Here is a 22,023-nt window from a genome sequence, read left to right on the forward strand (position 1 = left end):
GGTTAGAGTCTCCAGTTGCGCTGACCACGTTTTCGGCGGCCCTGAGGGTGCGGTGTGTCAGATTCAGTAGGGGTAGATTGAGGATCTTCGGAATGTTCAGACCGGGTATCCTGCGGCCCGGTGACCTCCTCGGCAATTGTCGTGGTTAATACCGGGCGACTGCCCTGTACATGGGTAAAGCTCAGTGCCTGAATGGCCTTGTCGATCAGCGACTGGCCGTCGATCTCCAGGGCGACAAGTGCCCCATCGATGTACTCGATTTTGAAACCCTTCATGGAGGCTCCGGTGGAAAGCGGGAGAAATGTCGTAAGCTGCGGGGGATAAAACCGTTGAATCGGATCGTTACAATTAAGCCCCACATCTGTGGTGGGCTGCACAAAGACGGGGAGTATTAGTGGCGACACTGCGACCTGACATATTCTTGCAGGTACTTCACTTTTTGCTGATCGCTGATAATCCCGGCTCTGATACGGAGAATGTTTCGTCCAGCAAGCTCAGAGAGTTCGATACTGGCATCATCGCCCACGCCGCCGGTGCTGGTGGTGGGGGCTGACGCGGGTGCGGTACAGGTCCCCTGGATCCGCACCCGGCCACCAGCATCAAGCCTGCGCTGCAGAACATTATTTTTAGCCTTTGCATCTGCTAACTCCCTGGTATATCTGGCATCAAGAGATTCAATATCCCGTTGCCTGGCCTGCATTTCCGTAATCATGCCCGAGGCCTTTTTCAGCGCCAGAGCAGACTCGTCACGTTGTGCCTTATAGCTAATGGCATTACTGCGATAATAATGCGCCATCGCAGCCAGCAAACTGCATATCCCCAACAACGCGGCCACTAACACCGGATGATGTAATAATCTCATGATCCCTCTCACCCGGTCAGAGCCGACAGCGCAAGCCCGAATTTACGACGCCGGGCACTCAGACCATTGGCTCCGCCGTTAATAATGCGCGTTACCCGGGAGAGATTACCGGTATACCGCAGACACCCTTTGGCAGAGTAAAACCAGGCTGCGGAACGGGCCGCATAACTGTCCTGCTCCAGAAGCTCCGGATTAGCGACCAGGTCAATCTTCAGCGCAATACCGCAATCCAGATAATTTGTCCGTCCGGTTATCTGTTTCAGCCCTCTCCCGCGGTATTTCCAGCCATCGCCCGGCGCCCGGTTCCCGAGATTTTCTTTCCCCCACTCGCCGCCATAAACCAGATTAGCTATCGCTTTCTGATTTGCCTGCTGACCGGCGGTGCGCCCCAGGGCAAGTGCCTGTTGCTCTGTAATACGGTGTCTGCCAAATACCGGCACTAACCTGTCGGCTGCATAATTAAGGCTTTCCACCAGCCTCTTAAAGCCACCTGATTCATGCCCGATCTGGGCAATAAACATCGCCACATCAGCAGGCGATGAAATACCAAACTCTTTTAATGCGGCCGAGACATGCGGATACCAGCGCGCAGCCAGCCCGGCGCTGATACCTGCCGCCCGTTGAAACTGTTGTTGATTCATAAGTTATGCCTTTGGATTACCGCCGAAACGGGTATTCAGAAACCGTAAAGCCAGCTTGCGGGATTGCTCAACGCCGACGAAGCCAATGCTGCCGCCGATAGCAATCGAGAGGGATTTGTACCATTCGTAATATTCAAGGACGGAGGCGACTGTCAGGGTCAGTGCGCCACACAGTAGCCCTTCCAGCAGGATCATCTTCCAGCCACCGCCCATATAGGCAATGCGTAAGCCAGCCATAACGACCGCCAGCAGCACCGCACCAACGGGGGTTTCACCTCGCCACCAGCTCTGGAGTAACTCCAGAAACTCGGGCCAGGAATGGGGATTATTGTGCATTTTCATGGTCTCTCACCTCGCTACATGCGGGTGCTGATAACGTACCGGGATATGAACGAATGATGTGCCGTGTTGCGGAGGGTGAACGATTTAACAACAGCATTCAGAATAGTATTCATACCATATGATGGCTTGCAGTTGGTGTGTATGGTGTGTATAAACTAACTATCGGATAGAGACCAGGAGGGAGCCTGAAGAGCTCGGAACTGATATCACTACTGGAGAAAAATGGCTGGGTCCTGGAGCGCATCAAAGGCAGCCATCACCAGTTCTCCCATCCCGATTTTGCTATTGTCATTACTGTTCCGCATCCCAGAAAAGACGTGAAGCCAGGAACGCTCCGTCAGATCCTGAAGAATGCGAAGCTAAAATGATCAGAAAGATGCACCGGCATTATTCACACAGGAGCAGATATGTTATATCCCGCATTCGTTGAGGTTGATAAAGACGGTACCGCCAGTGGCTGGTTTCCTGACGTCCCGGGATGCCTGTTCGCCGGTGACAATATGGAAGCCGCGTTTGCCGATGCCCGCAGCGCCATAGATGCACACTTTGAGTTGCTGAGTGAAAAGGATCTGCCCATTCCCGGGGCTCACCCTATGGAAGAGCATGTTGTGAATGATCCGGGCACTTATACCGGTGGCCGCTGGTTATACGTTGACGTCAACATGGATAAGTTCGATGGCCGCGCTGAACGCATCAACATAACCCTTCCCCATCGTCTTCTTGAACGCATTGATTCAACGGTTAAGCACAAACCAGAGTACGGCAGCCGCAGCGCCTTTCTTGCCGTTGCCGCAAGGAATGAACTCCACAAATCGGATTGAGTGCCCCGGCAGAGGCAGGCCCTGATTTTGCCCAACATAAGTCACCAGGGCATGAAGTCTGCGATGCACATAAAAAGGAATCCAGCATGAGCAACTATTCAGATTTATATCAGATGATAAAACTCAGGGTTTGCCAGAATAATGACATCCCGGTCTCTTCCCTGATGGACAGGCATAGTTACCGGATAAATCAGGTGTGGTACCGGATTGGACAGATATTTACTCTCGAGTGCGTACTTGATGAATACCGAAAACTTCATGCATCCGAGTATTACCCACTGGAGAATGAGGCGGCTTTACATCATATGATTTTCCATATGACAAAGTGGAAGCTGGAGTACATCCGTGAACTTACGCTGAATGACAGCCTCTTTATTATTTCAGAACGACTAAAATCTGAGCATATGCCCGCTGAGGCCGTGGCGTTTCTCGAAAAGGTAAACTGCACAGCTCATCACTATCCGATTGATGAGTTCCCTGCTAAGGACTGGGCTCCCAGGGAAAATTCAGTTTACCTTCGCCCTCACAGTTAGCCATTACGGTAATCTCAGCTAAAATACACTGCAGCCGCTCTTCAAGAGCGGCTTTTTCTTTCAGCAGGCTGTTATAACGTGATAGATGTATTTTTTGCTGTCCCAGCCAGTTTTCAAGCTGGGTAGATGACATGCCGGGATTATAGAAGTAAGGCTGTGGCTTATTGACCATTATCTTATCTCCTTACCAGTAGATCCGCTGATGTTCTCACCAGAGATACTAAGGCATCAAAAAAGTTACTTACTATTAGAATGGAGCAGAGACAAAGCCCTGCCAGCACCATCAACATAATTTTTTGCCACACTTTCGCAGTGGCCCGGTAATCCCGCCGGAAAAACGGCCTCATTTTCAGGCTGTCTTATGCGCTAGTGGGCCGCCAGCCCAGACTCAGTGATGCTTTACGCCACCTTTCCCTCACTACGTCGCCGTGGGAATCCGACCTGTATCACCGTCGTCGTGCTGCCGAAATTGATTCAGCATTTCAGTACCGCATGGATTTTACTGTTTCATCGTGATCTCCTTTATCTCATCCACCGTTTGATTAAAACGCGCTGTCTCCATCTCGATGCCAATACCACGACGACCCGCAGCAATAGCCATCTTCATCGTCGAACCCGATCCCATAAAGAAATCCGCCACCACATCTCCGGGCTTACTGCTGGCATTAATCATTTCCCACAACATATCAGCAGGCTTTTCGCAGGGGTGTTTTCCGGGGTAGAACTGGACCGGCTTATGGGGTAATCCCCCCGAAAAACCGGTGTGTTCATAAGTAGAATTTTCTCGTAATCTGAACCGGGGAGATCTCTATGAAAAAATCACGCTTTACCGACAGCCAGATCATCGCCATCCTCAAGCAGGCTGAGGCCGGAACGCCAGTTGCTGAACTGTGCCGCGAACATGGTATGAGCAATGCCAGCTTCTACAAGTGGCGTTCACGCTTTGGCGGAATGGACGCATCCATGATGGCCCGACTAAAAGAGCTGGAAGATGAAAACCGCCGCCTGAAAAAGATGTATGCCGAAGAACGGCTCAAAGCCGAAATTATTCAGGAGGCTATGGCAAAAAAGTGGTGAAGCCATCGCAGCGAAAGCAGATGGCACAGGACGCGGTCAGACACCGAAGCGTCAGCATACGTTTTGCCTGCCAGTTGTTTGCTGTCAGCGAAAGTTGCTATCGCTATCAGCCTCAACTGAATGAAGAAAACACGGTTATTGCTGACTGGCTGCTCCGTATCACCGACAGTCAGCGCAACTGGGGTTTTGGTCTGTGCTTTTTGTACCTGCGTAACGTAAAAGGCTTTAAGTTCAATCACAAAAGGGTATACCGGATTTATTGCGAGTTGTCGCTGAACAGGCGAATTAAACCGAAAAAACGACTGAAACGGGATAAGCCCGAGCCGCTGGCGGTGCCTGAAAGCCGCAATGAATGCTGGTCGATGGACTTCATGCACGATCAACTGTCGGATGGTCGTTCCGTCCGATTGCTGAATGTTATCGATGACTTTAATCGTGAAGCGCTGGCCATTGAGGTAGATTTTTCTCTTCCCGCAAATCGTGTGGTGAGGACACTCGAACAACTGATTGAGTGGAAAGGTAAACCAGCGGCAATACGATGTGATAATGGGCCAGAATATACCGGCAAGATACTGATGTCATGGGCTGCTCAGCAGAATATCACCCTGCGTTTTATTCAACCCGGAAAACCTCAGCAGAATGCATATATTGAGCGATATAACCGGACAGTACGTTATGACTGGCTGGGACAGCACCTGTTTACATCACTGGACGAATTGCAGGGCTATGCCACACGCTGGCAATGGTTTTATAATCACGAGCGTCCGAATATGGCACTGAATGGTTTCACGCCAATGCAGCATATTCAACGCATGACCTGATTCTACTTATCGCCTCCGTTAAAAATGGGGGGATTACCATGGCACCAGACATCGGTATAGGGCACATACTTTGTCACCATAAATGGCCGGCGAAGCTGATGCCATTCATCCACCAGCTCAGAGTATCGTCGGTTTAAGGCCTGGTGCTGAACGGTGAGCCGGTCATATTCAGTGGTGAGCTGATTCACCATCGCCTTCTGGCCTGCGACCTCCCTGAACAAAGTTTGCAGCTTTGCATAGTCCGCTGCGTTTGGTAGCTGCCACTGGCTGGTCCCAAACCAGTGAGAGACCATATTCTTTTTGCCCGTGGCATCTGCTATCTGTTTTGACGTAATACAAAGCGCTTTGCGGGCATCCCGGAAGTAACTGATCAACGGAGCAAAAAGGTGCTGTTTAGTTTCGTCACACCGGGCACGGTAGCCATCGTCTTTCGCCCTGTAGGGCCCCTGATAATGCCCGGCAAAAATAACCCGTTCGGTGGCCGGGAAATATGCCCTCAGGCTCTCTTTACGACAGCCATTCCAGCGGCCGGATGGCTTCGCCCATATAATGTGATTGAGGATCCTGAACCGGTTTCTGGTGAGGATTTCAATATCCGCCGCCAGCCGGTGGCCACAGAACAGATAGATGCTCCCCGCTGGCTTTAAAACCCGCCAGAACTCTGCCAGGCAAAGATCCAGCCAGCGAAGATAATCACCGTCCCCTGCCCACTGGTTATCCCAGCTCTGCGGTTTAACGTTGAAGTACGGCGGATCAGTAATAATGAGGTCGACAGAGTTGGCGGGAAGCCCGGGCAAGATCGTCAGGCAGTCAGCGTTGTACAGAACAACACTGTTTATATTTACAGTATTTTCCATAGATCAGTAAGCATTACTCTGATAGGCTCACAACGCTTTTGCGCGAAAGCAGTGGGCCCTGGTTTGCTTGTGACCTCATGCATGAGCAGATGGCTGGTCGGGTGCGTCAACACCTACCAGCCGCCCATTTCCACAACTAAATATCCCCTGGTACTTAGGGGCTCGTATGATACTTCCGCACACGCAACGATATGCGCACGTCACGCTCGGATATCAGCAGCTCATTCACATTATTTATCCGCCCGCGCTCCCTGATAATCCCCGTTTTTATATGCTGCCCGGCGCTTATTTACCCCAGGCCGGTTATTAGCGTGGGGTGCCAGACAATAAAAAACCCGCACGGTGGCGGGTTCATTTGGATTCATTGGCTGAAGGGCGCTTGCGGTACAGCTTTGCGAAGCATACAGGGATTCAAACGGTTTCCGCGCAAGAATGCAAGCCAAATCTTTCGCTATCTGTGTCGAATGCATCACACATTGGCCGGTAAAGTAGCGACTCTGCGATAGTCAGCCAGACATCAATTCGTGACTCACATGTGCGGAATGACCATTCCGGATATTGAATATTCAGTGCCCTGGCCATCGACTTTTTACTCCTGCCATAACCGTCATAACGCTCATGTAATAATGCAATCATGGCCGGAGGTAATTGCTGCCCTACTACGTGATCAATAATCAGCGCTTCTGCGTCAGAACAAAACGCCAGGCCGCTTTTTAATTTCCCGTTAAGGAGATCGGACAGATATATTGCCAGTTCATCAGAATTCAGCCCTGACCGCTTAAGATCCCGCAATGCTTTCCGCACCGCTGTCCGGGTAACTTTATTGCCAGCCAGCAGCCGGTTAAACATGTTGTCTGGCTTACCGCTGCCGATATAAGACCACCGGCCCCACATGCGAAGTTTGCCCTGAATCCAGATACTTTCCAGTGTTCGCAGCCGGATAATTTCGCCCGCCTTACCGGTTTCAGATGGATATATCATGGTCCCCTCCGTGCATTGTTTTAATGTAGTTTTTCAGGATCCGGTAATCCACCAGCACTGACCCTGACCAGCGCACTGCCCGCAGTACCTGCCAGCGCTTATGCAGATGATCGATAACGACTCGCTTCAGATGGGGTCCCATGGACTGGCCTCCCTGATAATAATCTTCCCGGACTCCCCCAGATCTTGGTAATGCGGCAATCCCATACGTGCGCGTCGTTCGCATAGACAGCATCCATCAGGGCTTTAAGCATATTGTCGCAATCCGGCTTTGCCTGATGCGGCTGCCCCGAATAACGGACCCGCTTCAGCCTGCTCCAGCTGGTGGGCATTGGTATAACGAAAATAACGTGACAACCAGATACCGGGAGGCTGACGCCCTGTAATCGGACTTCATCGCAAAAAGCCCGATACCGGAGCACCTCTGGCCGCTTTTTCCATTTGTCGGCCCGGGTCTGGCGGGGCTTACCCATGGGGGTAATATTGAAGGTGATCATTGCGACCTCCTTCCTGAACGCGTACAGCCCTGGTCCCGGATCCTCTCGGGTAGCCAGGCAGCAACAGTCCAGGAAAGAAAATCCGTGTTCAGGCTGCGTTCTGTCTTTACCCCGCGTGATGAATAACGGGCAACCAGCTCATCCGCCTGCTCTGTTGTACAGTTGAAGTGGTAAAACCAGGATCGTTTCATTGCATACCTCCGCCAGGGGCGAAGCGCAACGAAGCACCGGCATGATCTGCCGCGGGTGAAAGTGTGGATATCGTTTGTTGAATGTGCGCCATGGTGCCTCCCATAGCGCTGTGCTGCTTCGGTGCCGGTTGTTCAGGCCGACACCGGTGATAATACAGAGGGGGGAGTGAAAATCAACCGGTGTTGTTCACAACAACACAGTGTTGACAGAATAAGATAGTAAGCTACTTTCATCTTCCAGCTAAAAATCCAAATAAAAAAACAAAGGTCATACACTATCAAAAGTATCAGATTTAAGAACGTAAAGATTTCAAAAATATTTTTCAGCCTAATGATTTTTAATATTCAAAATAAATATCAAACTAATCTAAATACTGTATAATACAAAACTTATTTTTAATTGATTACACCCACCTGATAGAATACCATCAGGTGGGTGTAACATTCAAACGACTAGAATTTCCCCGCTCCTGCTAATCTAATAAACTCAGAATCACTAATACCAATTCGCATCCAATTGCTAACTAATGCAGCCATTTCACTTGATGTTCTTGAATATCGAAGCTCTCCAAGCCATGTAAATTTTATCCCATTTGAATCTGTAAAACTAAAAATATCACCATCATCCTGTATCGCTCTAATTTTTTGAGTTTCAGGATCGGGCATGAAATCAAATGTTCTAATTACTGGCTTTTTTTGCTCCAATCGCAAATGGATTTCACACCTACTATCATCATTAACAACAAGACTGTATTTTTTAGCATCCTCAAAAGCTTTTAAAAATACAAACGGAGTCTTATCCTTCAACCTTAAAGTATCGCAAGCAGGAGTGAAACATATTAAATACTCATATTTAATTTCCTTACTTTTATCAACCGTAAGTATAGAGTTCCTTTCTCCATCTATGATGGTCGCGCCGGCTTCGGCTACCTCGACATCCATTGGTTCTTTATTTTTTTCAGGCAGACAATATCTCAATAATGTTCCGGATGTTAATGTTGGCGTCCAATCAGCACTCCCTGTAAGTTTTGAGCGGCCAAAAGCTTCTCTTTTAAACGCGACTAAACGACCAAATTCATATTCCGATTTTTTAGAGTTATCTACACCGCCTGCTAATGACTCTGATATTAAATTTCTTTTATTCTCCGCCAATTTAAAAAATGAGTTATTCGGCAAATCGAAACCTTTATCAGTAATATTACCTGCATCAAGAAGCATCAATATAGTATCTCTATTAATGGAGTAGTTGGCGTTAACCTGACAGTCTCCGATACAATCAGAGTTTGCTTCAACCCAGTGTTTTATAATATCATTACTAAGATACTTGTCAGATATTTTTTCAAGCCCCAGGGCATTATCACACTCAGTAACAAATAAATCACGAAGCATTTCTGAAACATCACTTGATGGATTGGTGATTAATTTATTCGCTATATAAGATGAATCCAGCCAATTTCCAAACCTTGTCAACATGTGATGGGTATTATCACGAATAGCACCAACTGATGCTAACGCAAAAGCAGGAATAAGACCATTAGAGAAACGTGTAAATAAACGAATCAGTTCATCAGGTAATGTTGCTGCTTGTGTATCAGTTTTATTTCTTAGGATAACTATAGTGCTCGCATTTTCGGCACAATAATCAATATCAGAAACATCGTTAACAGTAACACCACCACGTTTGAGATACTGCTTTATCTCATCAAATATTTCCTCACCAAGCGGCTCTCCAGTATAAACACAGAGTAATCTCAATCGACCATTATCACTATCATCAGCTTTGGCGATTTTTTCTAAAATCTCTAATGTTAAAGAAGAGCTCTGCCGCTCTAAATACCAATCAATAACAATTAAATCAGATATTTTTGCTGCTTGTAAGACTTTATTAACTTTAGAGTCTCTCTCCTCACCGGCATCATCATCAGGTAAAACAAAAGCACACGCAATTCCCTTTTCAGCAAAAACATCCGAAATAGCCCTAATATTAAGATCATGCTCATTATGCTCACTTATCTCTACATCAGGATTCTCTAACACAAATGTATTTTCGTCACCAAATCCAGTGTCTGTTGATATTGGAAGATGAACATTACGATTCGATGATTTAACCCAAGGTTGGTTATCAATAACCACAGCCGTTTTAAGGAAAGCTTTCACCGCATTAGATTGATGTTTTTGCCAAGAATCATTATCTACATGGCTCATATTAAATCTCCTTATCTAATACCGGATGAATTTTAAACACAGGGTTAACATCGATACCGGCTTTAATTAAAGAAATATCGAAACCTTCATTTTTTAATGTCTGTTTTGTAATTGCCAACCCCATGCCTCTGCCGCCTTCCTTTAAGGTTTCGCCAAAATTAAATATTCTATCTCTGTATCTATCTTCTATTCCAGGACCATTATTTGATAATAAGAACCCATCAATGTCGGCATCAAAATATATTATCCTATCCCCAGAAACCCGATGAGATAGCCAATATATTGCATTATCAACAATATTAATAAATGCGCCAATTATGGCTGATGATTTGCATTTAACCGTAAAATCCCTAAAAGCATGAGATATTTCTAATACTATTTTATGTTTATCTAACTGCTCAGTGAAAACAATCTTAACGACTCGGATAATTTCACTACCCGAAAGCTCTATCGTTTGACGATGCATTCTTCTTCCCAATGGATCTAAGGCTTTTAAATAGCCATCAAGACGCTCAATATGAACTCTTAGATCCATATAAATTGGCGATAAAGGTGCATTTTTATCTGCCCAAGGCTTAAACCTCACCATAGCTGAGCGAATACCTTTTATGGAGCTTTCAAACTCATGCTGAAGAATACCTACAGACATTCCCATCTGTGCAAATTCAGAATAGAATTCGATTTGCTCTTCAAGAATTTGGTTTCTTGCTTCTATTGCAGCGAATTTATCATCGTATGTATCTTTTGATTTGATATCATCAATCAATGAATCTAATTGGCTTTTTATGGAGCTAAAGTTAACAAGTTCATTATTATATAATGCATTAATTTTTCCGTTAATATCGTTCCTAATTAGCTCAATTTCAGATGGGCGTTGAGCCGATTTTTTCACAAACTCGTCAATAATCAATTCAACATCGACTCTAGCTCGAGAAAACTCAGACTTAATAACTTCATTTACTGAGTTAGTCATAGTTTTCAATGCAGTCGCAGCTGATCGTCTTATCGCCATTATATCTTTAATGATTTTATCACTTTCATTCTGGATATCAGCAATCGCATTATTTCTTCTTTCAGATAATGGGATTCTTTGACGCGACAATTCAGCTATTTTTTCAAGAGAGGATGCCATTGACTTATTAATCAAATCTTCTCTAATTTTTGAAGATATATCCTCATACGAAAACCAATCATTTTTCAATCGATTGGTTAATGCTAAACCTCTAGGTTGAACAATGGTTAATTGTGAGTTTAATTTTTTATATTTGTCATTAACTTCTCGTTCAATATCTCTCAACACTTTGCCGAAATCAGAAATATCAACATTGAATTCTAATTGTTGCAATGCAATAGAACAATAACTATCTATTTTTAACACTTCATCTTCGAAGTGGTTTTTATTATAGAGTTCAAAAAAATCGTCCAGCTCACTTTGAAAGTCTTTTCTTCTATTTTCAACTTTAGCTTTTTGTTTTTTTAACAACTCATTCTGTTTTTTATATAAATCTTTAATTTCATTAAAATCATCAGTTTGTGCCCCGCTTTTTCGGAAAAACTCAATAGCTAACTGACGAAATAAACCTATTAATATAGAGCGAAAATCTCTATAAGCCTGGTTTTCTCTAAAGCCTTCACGGCCAGCCTTTTCTGACAGAGTTTCGTTGTTTTCTTGCGTAATTGCAACGTATCCGAATCCACGCCGATATGAAAAAAACCAATCTCTAAATGATTGCGTTCTTCTTTTCTCAATATCCAGCCAATCGACATCTGAATTTCCATATGGTAAAACTCGTATTCCATTCTTATAAATATATAAACCACCAATCCTGTCTGTTTTTCTTGACATATTAGTCCACTCATCCGGAGTCAATCGAGACTCATGAGCAACCCCTTGTACATAACCATATTTAAAAGAAAACGCACCACATTTTGACTGACGCCCTTTACCATCGACCCAATTATATATAAATTCCCTTTTTTTCCCATAAATTGAAACTACACCAACAAACTGACCATACTCATTAAATTCCCCTTCAAAAAACTGATCTGTTCGATCAAAATCAGAGTTTTCAAAGAAAATTTTTCCGCCAATTAACTCTTCAACTTCTCCCGCGCGATGAATCCTAAATTCGGTTTTAATAACAGGTTTAGAATCCAACATTAAGTTAGAAAAACCTAATAAACTACGTTCGAGTTTAGATGCTTCTTTATCTGTTCCTCCCTCTATATCATCATCAAGTTCTGGTGCTACCGGTAAAAGGATAAAATGAGTTCCATATCCCCCATCTCGTAGCGATAATGAGTCATCATCCTTTTCCCTGAGCATTTTATCAATCGCATCTGGGTTTATTTTTTTATAGCCACTTAATTGTTGCTTCAGGTTATTATATTCATCTAGATCAATCTCATTTTTGAGATCATCAATATTTTTTTCTACTTTATCAACCAATACGGTTATATCGCTATTGTTTAATACGTAGCCACCGTCATATTCTTCAACTGGAATATTTATTGCGCTAATGTCAATACCTGGTTGTTCGAATAACCCCCAGTGGACAAGAGCAACAACCAAATTATGTAAACCATCCTCACGAACAGCTCTTGTCATCAACAGCGTAATAGGAGAGATTACGGCTATAGCTAATCGACCGATTCCTTTCTCCCCCATAATTGCACGTGAAGCCAAGGCTTTCGGACCACGCCACTCATCTTTCCCCAATAATTTTTTATTATAATTAATTCGAGATTCTGTCCCTAATGTTAACCAGCGACTTTCGACATCCTGGCGAGTCATTCCATACCCATTATCTCTGAGTATGAGAATCTTATTTTGTTGAAAATAATCAACTTCAACGTTTTCAGCATAGGCATCATGAGCATTTTTAAATAATTCATGTATAGCAGTAGGAATACCCGCAATCTGCTGCCTTCCTAGCATATCTACAGCTCTAGCCCTAACTATTATTTGAGTCATTCAGACCTCTCAGTTTTTTCTAAAATTGAAGCCGCTTTCTTAGGATATAAATACTCATATATAGCTAAACCTATTTGGTGCATCATTTCCGGCGGCACCGCATTTCCTATTTGAGTTGCAATTTGAGCTGAGTTCCCATGGAAAATATATTCATCGGGAAAAGATTGTAACCGTGCAGCCTCGCGAAGTGTAATAGATCTATTTTGCTCAGGGTGTGCGAATCGTCCCTTAGTTATATCCGTGCACCCCGTAGTTAAAGTAGGTGCCACATCATCCCATCTCATTCGCCCATAAGTATCTGAAAAAGAACTGCCTTTAGATTTCTTATGACAATTTAATTGTAAATAATCAGGCAAAGACTCCCGCCCACCGCCATTCTTTGGTATCTGCTCAAGTCGCTGAATATTCAACGTCGAGTGTCTACGAGCAAAGTGCAGGGGATCCTTTAAATCAGAAGATACGCCTATCGGGGGAACGGGTAACTCACCAATTGCCTGAGATACAGTTATTTTTGATTGTGTTTCGATATTTAACGAAAAATCTTTCAATCCTTTTTTCGTGGCAATTAGTACCATTCTCATCCGTCGTTGAGGCACACCTAATGTCGCCGCATTTACCTTAGTCGGCTTCATTACGACGTAACCTGATTTAGAAAGCCAATTTTTGTAATCTAGAAAGATTCCGGTTGATGCAAGTCCTGGCACATTCTCCAAAAACACAACGGATGGCTTAAAATAATTAATAAATTTCTTAGACTCAAATACAAGATTCCTACGTGAATCTTGTGCGTTTTTTGTTCTATTTTGATTACTAAATGGTTGACATGGTGCACACACTACAAGTAGATCGAGCCCGTTTGGTATTAAATCAGAAAATTGTTCAGGTGTAACCTTTCGGATGTCTTGCTGAAGCAGTCTTACTGATGGATGGTTAGCACTATACGTTTTACATGCTAACGCATCAAAATCAACAGCACCAACAACATTAAACCCTGCCTTATTCAAGCCAAACGATACGGCCCCTGAGCCACAAAATAAATCTAATGCGATGGGTTTAGGTGCGGATGACATCATTTACATTCCTACATCTTATAAAAAATTAAATATAAAAATATTTTCTCGTTAAAGACACGTTACCAACATCAGGAAAACCACATCAGTAACAGTAACCATTAACAATCAATGAATTACAAGATATTAACACTATCATGTAACCCTGTAATTTATCATATTCTACAAACATGACACACTTAGAAACAGTGATTATTGTGTATTACTGTATAGCTCTACACAAGTGTGTAAACTCAACCTTTATGCCTTAAATTAAATCATAATATTAAAAATAATCAACAAGTTAACACTAAAACCACCATGAAGTAGCTCTCTGTATACCTGCCAGGCTTTTAGCATTATCCAGCATATATAAACTCACAACAAACTCCCCTTCCCTCATCACGAACCCGGCCCTGAACGTGCCATCCGGATTTCGGTACACCACAAACGGTCTTGTGCTCTGGTTAAACCCTCTGATCTTCTCGACTGGTATTTGCATAGCTCCCCCTGAGTGGATCTGCAGTTCTCCTCGTCTGCACGCTTCCTGAACCGGCCAGCGATGGTGCAATCAGGTGCGGTTGTTTAATTTCTACTACAAATTCCGCGGGGAACAACTACCGGGTGCCGTTTTTGCGATACGAATTCCAGTCAAAAATCACCCACAGGCCATTTCCGTCCTGTAGCCGGTCTACAGCCCGGGGACCAAGCACCTCCACCAGCGCAGAGAAATTCAGGTTTGTGAGGATGCCCGTCGGCCTCATGCTGGCGGCACGGCGATCGATAATCTGGTTTAGCACCACAAACTCGTTGCGGGTGTCGCGCTGCACTCCCACCTCGTCCAGCACCAGCAGGTCTGCCCCGCACAGTCGCTCAATCAGGTCCCCTTCGGAGCGCCCGGCGCTGTAACCGTCCCTGATGCCCAGCATCAGGTCTGCCACGGTGATGATCAGCGCCGTTCGCCCCCGGCGCAGCAACGTGTTGCAGATGGCCGCCGCCAGGTGATTCTTCCCGGTTCCTGGTGAGCCGGAGAACACGAAACAGGCACAGTGGCCACTTTCGGCGTTGCTCAGCCAGGCTCTGGCCATGGTGAGTGCGTTGCGCTGGCCAGGGTTTTCTACCTGGTAATTTTTAAACGTGCATGCCTGGTAGCGTTCGAGGATCCCGGAGCGGCCAAGTATATTTTCCAGCCTGATGCGCTGGTTCTCGCGGATCAGGGCTTCTGCGTGGCGGCGCCCCTCCTCCCGCTGCCAGGTCATCAGCTCGGCGGCGCTGGTAAATTTGGGCCGTACCCCTGCGGGCATCACCTGCTGCAGGCGTTTCATGAGTCCGGTCTGGTTTCCCATGGTCTACCCCCTGAATCCCGGTGGTATGGCGCTATCCGGGACAGAAACACCACTAAAACCCGCGCTTCTGAAATGGTTTTCGCTGTGTGCGGCACGCGGTGAATTCTGGCACTTCTGGAGCCAGGTCGTGATGAAACGCTTTATCCCGGCCCGGGTTTTTCGTCGTCGGGGATTGGCATCAAGCCACCCGGCCATATTCCGGATCTCCTGGCGGATATCAACCGCCGGGTATAACTTCGCCTGTTCCTGCAGGTAGCGCTCACCAAGTGCAAAATTACCGTCCCCACCCGACAGGGGAAGTTTTATAAATATCGGGTCTTCGACTTCAGCGTGCAATGAAAAATGTTCAGCTCCGGACAAGTGGTTTTGTTCCTGTTCTTGTTCCTGTTCTTGTTCTTGTTCCTGTTCTTGGCTTCCTGGCCCCTGGCAAGCCCCTTCAGAGCCCCTTCGGCTCTGGCGTTTTACATCGAGGTGAAAATCGTCTTTATAACGTTCATAAAACTCTGAAAGGAAAGCATTTTCAGGAAGGCTGGCATACTCTCGCCGGACACCTGCACACTGGTTATCCCTGGGGTTTAATGATCTCCCGACCTGATAAGCAGCCATTTCATGTACCCAGATCATCTCTGTAGCCTCATCATAGCTACAAAATCCCACTTCAATGGCCCTGCTAAGCCCCTTGCTGGCCCCTTCAAAGCCCAGCCCCGTCTCATGAGATAAGTACAACACGGGCAAGTAATACAGCCCCAGCATATTGGCGTGCGGGGATGTCATAAGATACAGGGCAACAACCTGAGCTTCCGCGCCCGCTTTTCGCAATTCGCGTCCTGATTTTCCCATCCAGAACTGGGGTGAAACTTTTGCGTAATCACGCATAAGCACTCCGTTACGTAATGAGTTGTTCCACTAAGGGTATGAGCGCATGCAAGTGGTCCATAACCCGGTTTAGTTTTATAAGCGCTGTCGGGCAGCGGATGGCCAGTGCGGCCATGGCTTCACCGTAGGATGCCATCAGCCTGGCGCTGGCCAGCTGCGGAGAGTCAGGTTCTTCCAGTTCAAGGCGTTTATCTCTGGGCATGGCCTGAAGGGCGGTGTCTGTCAGCATGCTGGCCATCTGCCGATACCGGTTTCCGCCAAGCCCGAAGATCCGCCGTACCCGCTGTGCCGCATTGCGGATCCCGGTCTCACTGTCTGGCCGCGGCAGAAGTTCTCCCCCCACGGTTTCATGATATTTTTCGCTGATCGCGATACTGACGGTTTTCCAGCTGGTGCGCAGGGCCCAGTCATTAACCCCCACCGCCACCTGATCCACAGTTACCCTGATTTTCATGTTTCAGACCCCCTTTCGAGCTTTGCTTTAGCATATGAGTCGTAAATTTCTGGGTCATATTTCAATTTATGATCTGAAGCCAGCTCTAGTCGGAACGCGTTTTTTTCAGGGATAAGTTCCCCCCATTGAGAAACTGCTGATGGGTGAACACCCGCAGCCTGAGCTACTTTTGTTCTGCTACCGAAGTAATTAATTGCTTCTTTCTTTAGCATAAGATGCCTTCCTCTTGGTGAGTTTTCTCACAAAGACTATGAATTGAGGAAACTAAAGTCAATAGAATTTAAGATATCTAAACTATGAGCAATTTATCTATCGGACAGAGAGTCCTACAGCGACGTAAAGAAATCGGCTTCAATCAGCGAGAGCTGGGCAAAGCCGTGGGAGTGTCACACTCCACCGTTTCGTTGTGGGAAAGCGATACTACTGCTCCTAAAGGCAAAAACTTACATACCCTTTCGAGAATACTCCAGTGCTCTCCCACCTGGATTTTATTTGGTGATGAGGACAAATCTCCGTCAGAACCAGTCCCCGCAGAAGCATCAGAATGTCTTTCACCGGATGAAACTGAATTGCTTGAGCTCTTTCGCTCTCTTCCTGCCTCCGAGCAGCAAGCTCAGCTAAGTGAGCTGCGAGCTCGCTCTGAAAACTTCGAAAAATTATTTTCTGAGTTACTAGAAGCCAGAAAGCGCACCGGCAGGAAATAGCCAACATACATTGCGTGTTGGTTTTTTTGTCCCGCTTGGTGAGTTTTATAAACAAAATACGATTGCCATTCATGTTGAGTTATCTTAACTTCAAGTCTCAGCAACGCGCTGTGTTACTCCGGTAAACGTTCCGCTGGCCGGCGATAAGGCACCAACGAGGGAGGAAAGCGATGACCATAAATGCCTGGCGCTCGATGATTATCGCCACGGTAATCCTGGCCCCGCCGGAAATCCTGACGGCTATTGGGTATGGAGACTGGTAATGGAGATCATTCAATGACTGATTTTGCACGAAAACCCGCACAGCAGCAGGCTATCCGTCTCAACTGGTGCGGCATTGCAATCCGCCGGTTGTGTTACCTGCTGGCGCAGAAAGGCAATCCTGAAATCTAATACCTGAAAGTACATGCTGATAATTACTTTCTGAATATGCCACAGGTATTTTATTTTTTGGTAAAGCCGTAATTTAGATATCTGACTAATTAGAAGTCATTCGTAAATAAAAAATATATTTACCTGAATAATTCATACCGATTACAGCGGATTGATATCAGGCTGCACTTCCCTGCGGCCGGTATCCCCGCACCTCAGAGGAGCTGAACATTATGAACACTTACGCCTACTACATTAAAGCCAAAGCTAAATCAGACGCTAAAAGCCTGTTCTGCTGGTTCTCTGCCAAATCAGACTCCCGGGCTGAACGGGAAATAGCCAACATCCTGGAAGATGCAGATATCGCCACCGGCCGTGGCACCGACTATCAGCTACCACAGCGCACCGGCTGGCATGCGGTAGACGATCTTCCGCGGGAAGGTATTCTTGATGAAACCTGGTGTGAGCGCTACACCCTGAGCGCCGATGACAACATGACCTGGGAAAGCATTATTACCGATCTGCCACCGGCCACCGGGACTGATACCGTTAATATCGCCTCCCTCACGTTCGGGCATCGCGTGCTGGCCCACCTGCTGTCACCGGCGGCCATGCTTTATGACATCAACAAACCACTACGCACGCAAATCTGTGCCATTGAAATGAATACCGATGCTCAGTATGAACAGAATCTGCTACTGGCCTGTAAAAGCATCGATCAGATTAAATATTTCCCTGAGAAGCAGCTATGGGACCTGGTCCAGGCCATTGCCCTGGCATTCCCCTGTGATGAGGGAGCCCCCGTACTTGCTGACTTGCTGGACTTCCTGAAAGGCTACGTCGCTATTACAGAGCCCGGGCGGCTGGATTACACCCACAACTGGATTGAAAAGTGGCGTGCCAGCAAATCCCCCGGCGCGGCGGCCAGCGCAGGCACCCCCACCCCACGCCCGGCCAGGGGCGCCCCGCAAAACTTCCGTTCACTGAATATCGAAATTGCCTGCGCCCTGTGGCCGGGGGATCTGGATTACCACGCCATCGATGCCCGGATCATTAACTGGGCCAAAAAGATCATCAATGACGATCGGAAAGACTGGAAACGGTGGTCCGCCGTAATTCACATGCAAGCCGACATCCTCGCTTATGACCGTCAGACCATCTTCGACATGATCCGCCACGCCCCTGACCCGGAGGTTTGCCACCAGGGGAATGCGCTGAAATCTTATGTAGCTGACTTTCTGAACCAGCATGGCGTGCGTAGTGAACATACAGGGGAACAAAACAGCGGAGAGAGTCACTGCGGGGATGAAGAACATCACGAAGAGGCCACCAGCAATGTGCAGATGGAAGCGGATCGTATTGATGAAACCCAAAACGATGCTGGCCTGCCGGAAAGCCAGACTGGCGAGCGCCCGGGCAAAAGCCATACTGCGGCTGATCTGTTGCCGGTTACCGTAGCGACATTGCCGGGGCATCAGCCCGCAACCTGTTTTAACCATCTGATGGTTGATATTGAATGCATGGGCCGCCATCCGCTGGCGCCAGTCGTTGCCATTGCCGCGGTATTTTTTGCGCCGGAAACCGGAGAGTCCGGGCCGGAATTTTATGAAGTTATTGATCTGCACTCCGCCATTACCTGCGGCGGCCAGCCGGATGGTGAGGCCATTTTGTGGTGGCTGCGCCAGTCCTCAGAAACCCGGGCCGCCATTCTCAGTGATACGGCTATACCTCTCGGTGAAGCACTGTTGCAGTTCGAGCTCTTCATTGGCAGCCATGCTGATGGCGGGACAGATACCGTGCAGATCTGGGGTAACGGTGCCGCATTCGACAACGCCATTATCCGCCAGTCATTCGTCAGCGCGGGCCTGGAGCCGCCCTGGTGTTTCCGGAATGACCGGGACGTACGCACGCTGGTGGCCCTGGGCAACGCGGCGGGTATTGATCTGCGCGACAGTATTCCGTTTGAAGGTGTTCCCCACCATGCGCTGGACGACGCCCGGCACCAGGTGAAATACGCGTCTGCCATCTGGCAGCGACTGATGGCTCACTGATTCAGGGGCCGTTTCCCGTGGCCGGAGCAGGTGATTGCGGTTAATCACTCGCCCTCCGGCCATAACGATAATCTACCCCCCGTAAGGAGCAGGTTATGGTTCAGATAATTTTTCATGAAGAGTGGGTTGTGCAAAATAAACTGACCGAGAAAACAGGACTCAGTGCCCGGCAGATAAAAGCCTGCCGCCTGGGAAGCTGGATAGAGGGCGTACATTTTAAACGCCTGTCACCTTCCGGCCTGAAAACCCTGCGTGGCGTGGTCTGGTACAACTACCCGAAAATAAACCAGCTGGTACAGGATTCCTGATATGGCGGCTGTACTTCCCACTGGCGTAGAAATACATAGTGACAAAATCCGCCTTAACTTTCTGTACCGGGGGATACGCTGCCGGGAGGTTCTGAAAGGGTGGGAAGTCACCAAGACCAATATCCGCAAAGCGGGAAACTTACGCCATCTGATCATCAGCCAGATACAAAATGGCACTTTTAATTACAGGGACCACTTTCCGGAATCTCCGGCGGCCAGACGATTCGGTACCACGCTTCAGGTGCATACCTGGGGAGAGCTGGTGAATTTGTGGCTGACCACAAAAGAGGAGGATATTTCGTTCAGCACTCTCTGCAAAATACGCGCCCAGCTGGTTTCCATAAACCAGATCATTGCCCCCGGTACAGAGATCTCAGCCATCCGCCACAGCGATATCCTGCGATACCGGAAGGCGCTGCTCCACGGGGAGAATTTCTATCCGGATAACAGCCGGCGCAAACGTAAAGGCAGAAGTGCCGAAACCGTGGATAACTATATTTCACTGGTGTGCCAGATCCTGCGGTTTGCGTACCGGAGCAAGTTTATTAACGACAAGCCCTTCGAATTTATTCCAAAGCTGCGTAAAGATCGTAATAAGCCCGAGCCACTGATGCGCGAGGAATACGAGCAGCTGCTGGCTGCCCTCTCCGGGCAGGACAATAATTTATGGAAATTTGCGATCAATAGCGGTATCCGCCATGGTGAACTGGCGGCCCTGGCCTGGGGTGATGTAAACCTTGACGCCGGTACAGTTCACATCTGCCGCAATCTTACCAATCAGAATCAGTTTGTGCGGCCAAAAACCCGGGCGGGCGACCGGGTGATCACCCTCCTCGCCCCGGCCCTTGAAGCCCTGAAAGCGCAGTTTGTCCTGACCGGGCATCTTCCTGAAACGGCTATTGAGTTTGTTACCCGGGAAGTGGGAAAAACCCGGCCACAAAAGCAGCGGTTTGTATTTCTGCCGGGAATGAAGACCAGGCGACCAGGGCAGTATTTTCAGGTGCAGTCTGTTGCCCAGCGCTGGAATGCGGCAGTCAAGAAATCCGGGATCCGCCGCCGGGCGCCCTACCAGACCCGGCACACGTTCGCCTGCTGGCTGCTTTCTGCCGGTGCAAATCCGTCTTTCATTGCCAGCCAGCTCGGCCACGAGGATGCGCAGATGGTGTACCGGGTGTATTCATCGTGGATCCAGGCGTTTGATGGTGACCAGGTGGCGCAAATGAATGAGAGGCTGTGGGGGGTGTAGGTGCGGGCGCGGTGACTTAACAGAGCCGTATTTCAAAATAGGCCAGAAATGGGAAGTATTGCGTATCGTTGTAATTCAATATATGAAAAATGATAGTTTGATATTGTCCACTAACATTCTATATAAAAGTTAAAGCACATCAGCAATAATAAACATTATTCGAAATGGATATTGATTATTAATATCAGGTTAATTATAAATATACAAAAGGCACATGATGTGCCTTTTGTATATGATTTATTTTTCGGATGATTTTGCAGACTCCCTCATAATTAAAACAGAAGCGTTAAATAAAAAAGATATCAGTTCAAATACAATCGCAACCCCATAAAATAATGCCCACACACACATAAATTTCATTAAAGGAGTTGATAGTATCTTATCAAAAATGGCCACCAACATGACAGACGCATATACAACTAAAGGATAGCCCATATCAACATGGATAATTTCTGGGCCAAACTTAAGTTTGGCTTGATTTTTGATGAGAAAAGCCATAAAACTTGTAGGCATTACAAACATCAAACCATAAACGCCAATCCCAAACCCGAGCACACTAGGGAAAATAGATAAAATAGTATCTGCTGGTTCCCATTTTAGACTAGCCATGTGGAAAAGATCACCTTGTAAAACAAAAATAGTGAACACCAACATGTAGAACATTTTCTTTAATACTTTACTCCACCATAAATTCAGAGGCGCTACTTGTGTATTGTAAACTAAACGGCCAGAATATACATAGGCATTAACAATGCGAAATACAGAGCCAAGAACAGGGATCTTTCTTAACACCCGATACAATTTGAACATCATAC

25 protein-coding genes and 1 pseudogene are annotated in these 22,023 nt (G+C 46.9%); 8 read left to right on the top strand and 18 right to left on the bottom strand.

Annotation, left to right across the window (positions count from 1 at the left end):
* Positions 1-2 precede the first annotated feature (2 nt).
* From EBL_RS09975 to EBL_RS09990, 4 genes are all read right to left on the bottom strand, one after another.
* Entirely contained in the window at positions 3-275 is a 273-nt protein-coding gene (locus tag EBL_RS09975; RefSeq protein WP_002440809.1) for a hypothetical protein, read from the bottom strand.
* A gap of 116 nt (positions 276-391) precedes the next feature.
* Positions 392-862 (bottom strand): lysis protein, encoded by a 471-nt coding sequence (locus EBL_RS09980; RefSeq protein WP_014716030.1) that lies wholly within the window; start codon positions 860-862, stop codon positions 392-394.
* Between the two features lie 8 nt (positions 863-870).
* Complete coding sequence (locus EBL_RS09985) at positions 871-1,503, bottom strand: glycoside hydrolase family 19 protein (protein ID WP_002440807.1); 633 nt, start codon at positions 1,501-1,503, stop codon at positions 871-873.
* A 3-nt stretch (positions 1,504-1,506) separates the two neighbouring features.
* Positions 1,507-1,845, bottom strand: coding sequence for a phage holin, lambda family (locus tag EBL_RS09990; protein ID WP_002440806.1), 339 nt, complete (start codon positions 1,843-1,845; stop codon positions 1,507-1,509).
* Positions 1,846-2,030: 185 nt separating this feature from the next.
* Between EBL_RS09990 and EBL_RS19895 the strand changes: the two genes are divergently transcribed.
* The 3 genes from EBL_RS19895 (at position 2,031) to EBL_RS10000 (ending at position 3,199) form a co-directional block, all read left to right on the top strand.
* Positions 2,031-2,213: a type II toxin-antitoxin system HicA family toxin gene (locus EBL_RS19895; RefSeq protein ID WP_071840850.1), complete on the top strand. Its 183-nt coding sequence runs from the start codon at positions 2,031-2,033 to the stop codon at positions 2,211-2,213.
* Between the two features lie 39 nt (positions 2,214-2,252).
* The gene (locus EBL_RS09995) at positions 2,253-2,666 is read left to right on the top strand and encodes a type II toxin-antitoxin system HicB family antitoxin (protein ID WP_002440805.1); all 414 of its coding nucleotides are present in this window, start codon (positions 2,253-2,255) and stop codon (positions 2,664-2,666) included.
* An 86-nt stretch (positions 2,667-2,752) separates the two neighbouring features.
* Entirely contained in the window at positions 2,753-3,199 is a 447-nt protein-coding gene (locus EBL_RS10000; RefSeq protein ID WP_002440804.1) for an ECs1072 family phage-associated protein, read from the top strand.
* Positions 3,200-3,698: 499 nt separating this feature from the next.
* On the opposite strand, the pseudogene EBL_RS10005 reads toward EBL_RS10000, so the two are convergent.
* Positions 3,699-3,938: pseudogene (locus EBL_RS10005) on the bottom strand (DNA methyltransferase); the annotation flags it as partial.
* A 71-nt stretch (positions 3,939-4,009) separates the two neighbouring features.
* On the opposite strand from EBL_RS10005, the gene EBL_RS10015 reads away from it, so the two are divergent.
* Positions 4,010-5,097 (top strand): IS3 family transposase gene (locus tag EBL_RS10015; RefSeq protein WP_126298247.1). Its coding sequence is split into 2 segments (ribosomal slippage): positions 4,010-4,262 and positions 4,262-5,097, totalling 1,089 coding nucleotides; the frame shifts between segments, so codons are not numbered across the junction.
* Between the two features lie 2 nt (positions 5,098-5,099).
* Here the strand turns inward: EBL_RS10015 and EBL_RS10020 are convergent.
* The 12 genes from EBL_RS10020 to EBL_RS10065 all read right to left on the bottom strand — a co-directional run bounded on the left by EBL_RS10020 (position 5,100) and on the right by EBL_RS10065 (position 16,739).
* Positions 5,100-5,954, bottom strand: coding sequence for a DNA-methyltransferase (locus tag EBL_RS10020; RefSeq protein WP_014716032.1), 855 nt, complete (start codon positions 5,952-5,954; stop codon positions 5,100-5,102).
* A gap of 411 nt (positions 5,955-6,365) precedes the next feature.
* Positions 6,366-6,935: a DUF1133 family protein gene (locus tag EBL_RS10025; protein ID WP_002443626.1), complete on the bottom strand. Its 570-nt coding sequence runs from the start codon at positions 6,933-6,935 to the stop codon at positions 6,366-6,368.
* A complete protein-coding gene (locus tag EBL_RS20575; RefSeq protein ID WP_014716034.1) occupies positions 6,919-7,077 on the bottom strand; it encodes a YlcG family protein in 159 nt (52 codons plus the stop codon). The genes EBL_RS10025 and EBL_RS20575 overlap by 17 nt, the downstream gene beginning before the upstream one ends.
* Positions 7,034-7,432, bottom strand: a complete 399-nt coding sequence (locus EBL_RS19905) for a RusA family crossover junction endodeoxyribonuclease (RefSeq protein ID WP_002443625.1) — start codon at positions 7,430-7,432, stop codon at positions 7,034-7,036. The genes EBL_RS20575 and EBL_RS19905 overlap by 44 nt, the downstream gene beginning before the upstream one ends.
* Entirely contained in the window at positions 7,429-7,623 is a 195-nt protein-coding gene (locus EBL_RS20845; RefSeq protein ID WP_014716035.1) for a hypothetical protein, read from the bottom strand. Before EBL_RS20845 ends, EBL_RS19905 begins: the two co-directional genes overlap by 4 nt.
* Positions 7,624-8,076: 453 nt before the next feature.
* Positions 8,077-9,828: a response regulator receiver domain gene (locus EBL_RS10030; protein ID WP_002443624.1), complete on the bottom strand. Its 1,752-nt coding sequence runs from the start codon at positions 9,826-9,828 to the stop codon at positions 8,077-8,079.
* A gap of 1 nt (position 9,829) precedes the next feature.
* Positions 9,830-12,802, bottom strand: coding sequence for an ATP-binding protein (locus EBL_RS10035; RefSeq protein WP_002443623.1), 2,973 nt, complete (start codon positions 12,800-12,802; stop codon positions 9,830-9,832).
* Entirely contained in the window at positions 12,799-13,875 is a 1,077-nt protein-coding gene (locus EBL_RS19915; protein ID WP_002443622.1) for a DNA cytosine methyltransferase, read from the bottom strand. Before EBL_RS19915 ends, EBL_RS10035 begins: the two co-directional genes overlap by 4 nt.
* 593 nt (positions 13,876-14,468) lie before the next feature.
* Positions 14,469-15,197: an ATP-binding protein gene (locus tag EBL_RS10050; RefSeq protein WP_002443620.1), complete on the bottom strand. Its 729-nt coding sequence runs from the start codon at positions 15,195-15,197 to the stop codon at positions 14,469-14,471.
* A gap of 3 nt (positions 15,198-15,200) precedes the next feature.
* Positions 15,201-16,073: a hypothetical protein gene (locus EBL_RS10055; RefSeq protein ID WP_002443619.1), complete on the bottom strand. Its 873-nt coding sequence runs from the start codon at positions 16,071-16,073 to the stop codon at positions 15,201-15,203.
* Positions 16,074-16,083: 10 nt separating this feature from the next.
* Positions 16,084-16,527, bottom strand: coding sequence for a hypothetical protein (locus tag EBL_RS10060; RefSeq protein WP_002443618.1), 444 nt, complete (start codon positions 16,525-16,527; stop codon positions 16,084-16,086).
* The gene (locus EBL_RS10065) at positions 16,524-16,739 is read right to left on the bottom strand and encodes a Cro/CI family transcriptional regulator (RefSeq protein WP_002443617.1); all 216 of its coding nucleotides are present in this window, start codon (positions 16,737-16,739) and stop codon (positions 16,524-16,526) included. Before EBL_RS10065 ends, EBL_RS10060 begins: the two co-directional genes overlap by 4 nt.
* Positions 16,740-16,823: 84 nt before the next feature.
* Between EBL_RS10065 and EBL_RS19920 the strand changes: the two genes are divergently transcribed.
* From EBL_RS19920 to EBL_RS10085, 4 genes are all read left to right on the top strand, one after another.
* Complete coding sequence (locus EBL_RS19920) at positions 16,824-17,231, top strand: helix-turn-helix domain-containing protein (RefSeq protein ID WP_002443616.1); 408 nt, start codon at positions 16,824-16,826, stop codon at positions 17,229-17,231.
* A 605-nt stretch (positions 17,232-17,836) separates the two neighbouring features.
* Entirely contained in the window at positions 17,837-19,654 is a 1,818-nt protein-coding gene (locus EBL_RS10075) for a 3'-5' exonuclease (RefSeq protein WP_002443615.1), read from the top strand.
* Between the two features lie 95 nt (positions 19,655-19,749).
* Positions 19,750-19,962, top strand: coding sequence for an excisionase family protein (locus EBL_RS10080; RefSeq protein ID WP_002443614.1), 213 nt, complete (start codon positions 19,750-19,752; stop codon positions 19,960-19,962).
* Position 19,963: 1 nt separating this feature from the next.
* On the top strand, positions 19,964-21,208 hold the full coding sequence (locus EBL_RS10085; RefSeq protein WP_002443613.1) for a site-specific integrase: 1,245 nt from the start codon (positions 19,964-19,966) through the stop codon (positions 21,206-21,208).
* Between the two features lie 237 nt (positions 21,209-21,445).
* Here EBL_RS10085 and EBL_RS10090 read toward each other — a convergent pair whose 3' ends face one another.
* The gene (locus EBL_RS10090; protein WP_002443612.1) at positions 21,446-22,021 is read right to left on the bottom strand and encodes a hypothetical protein; all 576 of its coding nucleotides are present in this window, start codon (positions 22,019-22,021) and stop codon (positions 21,446-21,448) included.
* Positions 22,022-22,023: the final 2 nt, after the last annotated feature.

Source organism: Shimwellia blattae DSM 4481 = NBRC 105725 (assembly GCF_000262305.1).
Classification (GTDB): domain Bacteria; phylum Pseudomonadota; class Gammaproteobacteria; order Enterobacterales; family Enterobacteriaceae; genus Shimwellia; species Shimwellia blattae.

What these genes read in the sequence shown, in the direction of transcription:
- EBL_RS10065 (WP_002443617.1), bottom strand. Translation starts at nt 16,739, where the DNA reads ATGCTAAAGAAAGAAGCAATTAATTACTTCGGTAGCAGAACAAAAGTA.
- EBL_RS10030 (WP_002443624.1), bottom strand. Translation starts at nt 9,828, where the DNA reads ATGAGCCATGTAGATAATGATTCTTGGCAAAAACATCAATCTAATGCG.
- EBL_RS20575 (WP_014716034.1), bottom strand. Translation starts at nt 7,077, where the DNA reads ATGGGACCCCATCTGAAGCGAGTCGTTATCGATCATCTGCATAAGCGC.
- EBL_RS19905 (WP_002443625.1), bottom strand. Translation starts at nt 7,432, where the DNA reads ATGATCACCTTCAATATTACCCCCATGGGTAAGCCCCGCCAGACCCGG.
- EBL_RS09980 (WP_014716030.1), bottom strand. Translation starts at nt 862, where the DNA reads ATGAGATTATTACATCATCCGGTGTTAGTGGCCGCGTTGTTGGGGATA.
- EBL_RS10050 (WP_002443620.1), bottom strand. Translation starts at nt 15,197, where the DNA reads ATGGGAAACCAGACCGGACTCATGAAACGCCTGCAGCAGGTGATGCCC.
- EBL_RS19920 (WP_002443616.1), top strand. Translation starts at nt 16,824, where the DNA reads ATGAGCAATTTATCTATCGGACAGAGAGTCCTACAGCGACGTAAAGAA.
- EBL_RS10025 (WP_002443626.1), bottom strand. Translation starts at nt 6,935, where the DNA reads ATGATATATCCATCTGAAACCGGTAAGGCGGGCGAAATTATCCGGCTG.
- EBL_RS10035 (WP_002443623.1), bottom strand. Translation starts at nt 12,802, where the DNA reads ATGACTCAAATAATAGTTAGGGCTAGAGCTGTAGATATGCTAGGAAGG.
- EBL_RS10000 (WP_002440804.1), top strand. Translation starts at nt 2,753, where the DNA reads ATGAGCAACTATTCAGATTTATATCAGATGATAAAACTCAGGGTTTGC.
- EBL_RS09990 (WP_002440806.1), bottom strand. Translation starts at nt 1,845, where the DNA reads ATGAAAATGCACAATAATCCCCATTCCTGGCCCGAGTTTCTGGAGTTA.
- EBL_RS19915 (WP_002443622.1), bottom strand. Translation starts at nt 13,875, where the DNA reads ATGATGTCATCCGCACCTAAACCCATCGCATTAGATTTATTTTGTGGC.
- EBL_RS09995 (WP_002440805.1), top strand. Translation starts at nt 2,253, where the DNA reads ATGTTATATCCCGCATTCGTTGAGGTTGATAAAGACGGTACCGCCAGT.
- EBL_RS10060 (WP_002443618.1), bottom strand. Translation starts at nt 16,527, where the DNA reads ATGAAAATCAGGGTAACTGTGGATCAGGTGGCGGTGGGGGTTAATGAC.
- EBL_RS10080 (WP_002443614.1), top strand. Translation starts at nt 19,750, where the DNA reads ATGGTTCAGATAATTTTTCATGAAGAGTGGGTTGTGCAAAATAAACTG.
- EBL_RS20845 (WP_014716035.1), bottom strand. Translation starts at nt 7,623, where the DNA reads ATGAAACGATCCTGGTTTTACCACTTCAACTGTACAACAGAGCAGGCG.
- EBL_RS10090 (WP_002443612.1), bottom strand. Translation starts at nt 22,021, where the DNA reads ATGATGTTCAAATTGTATCGGGTGTTAAGAAAGATCCCTGTTCTTGGC.
- EBL_RS09985 (WP_002440807.1), bottom strand. Translation starts at nt 1,503, where the DNA reads ATGAATCAACAACAGTTTCAACGGGCGGCAGGTATCAGCGCCGGGCTG.
- EBL_RS10055 (WP_002443619.1), bottom strand. Translation starts at nt 16,073, where the DNA reads ATGCGTGATTACGCAAAAGTTTCACCCCAGTTCTGGATGGGAAAATCA.
- EBL_RS10085 (WP_002443613.1), top strand. Translation starts at nt 19,964, where the DNA reads ATGGCGGCTGTACTTCCCACTGGCGTAGAAATACATAGTGACAAAATC.
- EBL_RS10075 (WP_002443615.1), top strand. Translation starts at nt 17,837, where the DNA reads ATGAACACTTACGCCTACTACATTAAAGCCAAAGCTAAATCAGACGCT.
- EBL_RS09975 (WP_002440809.1), bottom strand. Translation starts at nt 275, where the DNA reads ATGAAGGGTTTCAAAATCGAGTACATCGATGGGGCACTTGTCGCCCTG.
- EBL_RS10020 (WP_014716032.1), bottom strand. Translation starts at nt 5,954, where the DNA reads ATGGAAAATACTGTAAATATAAACAGTGTTGTTCTGTACAACGCTGAC.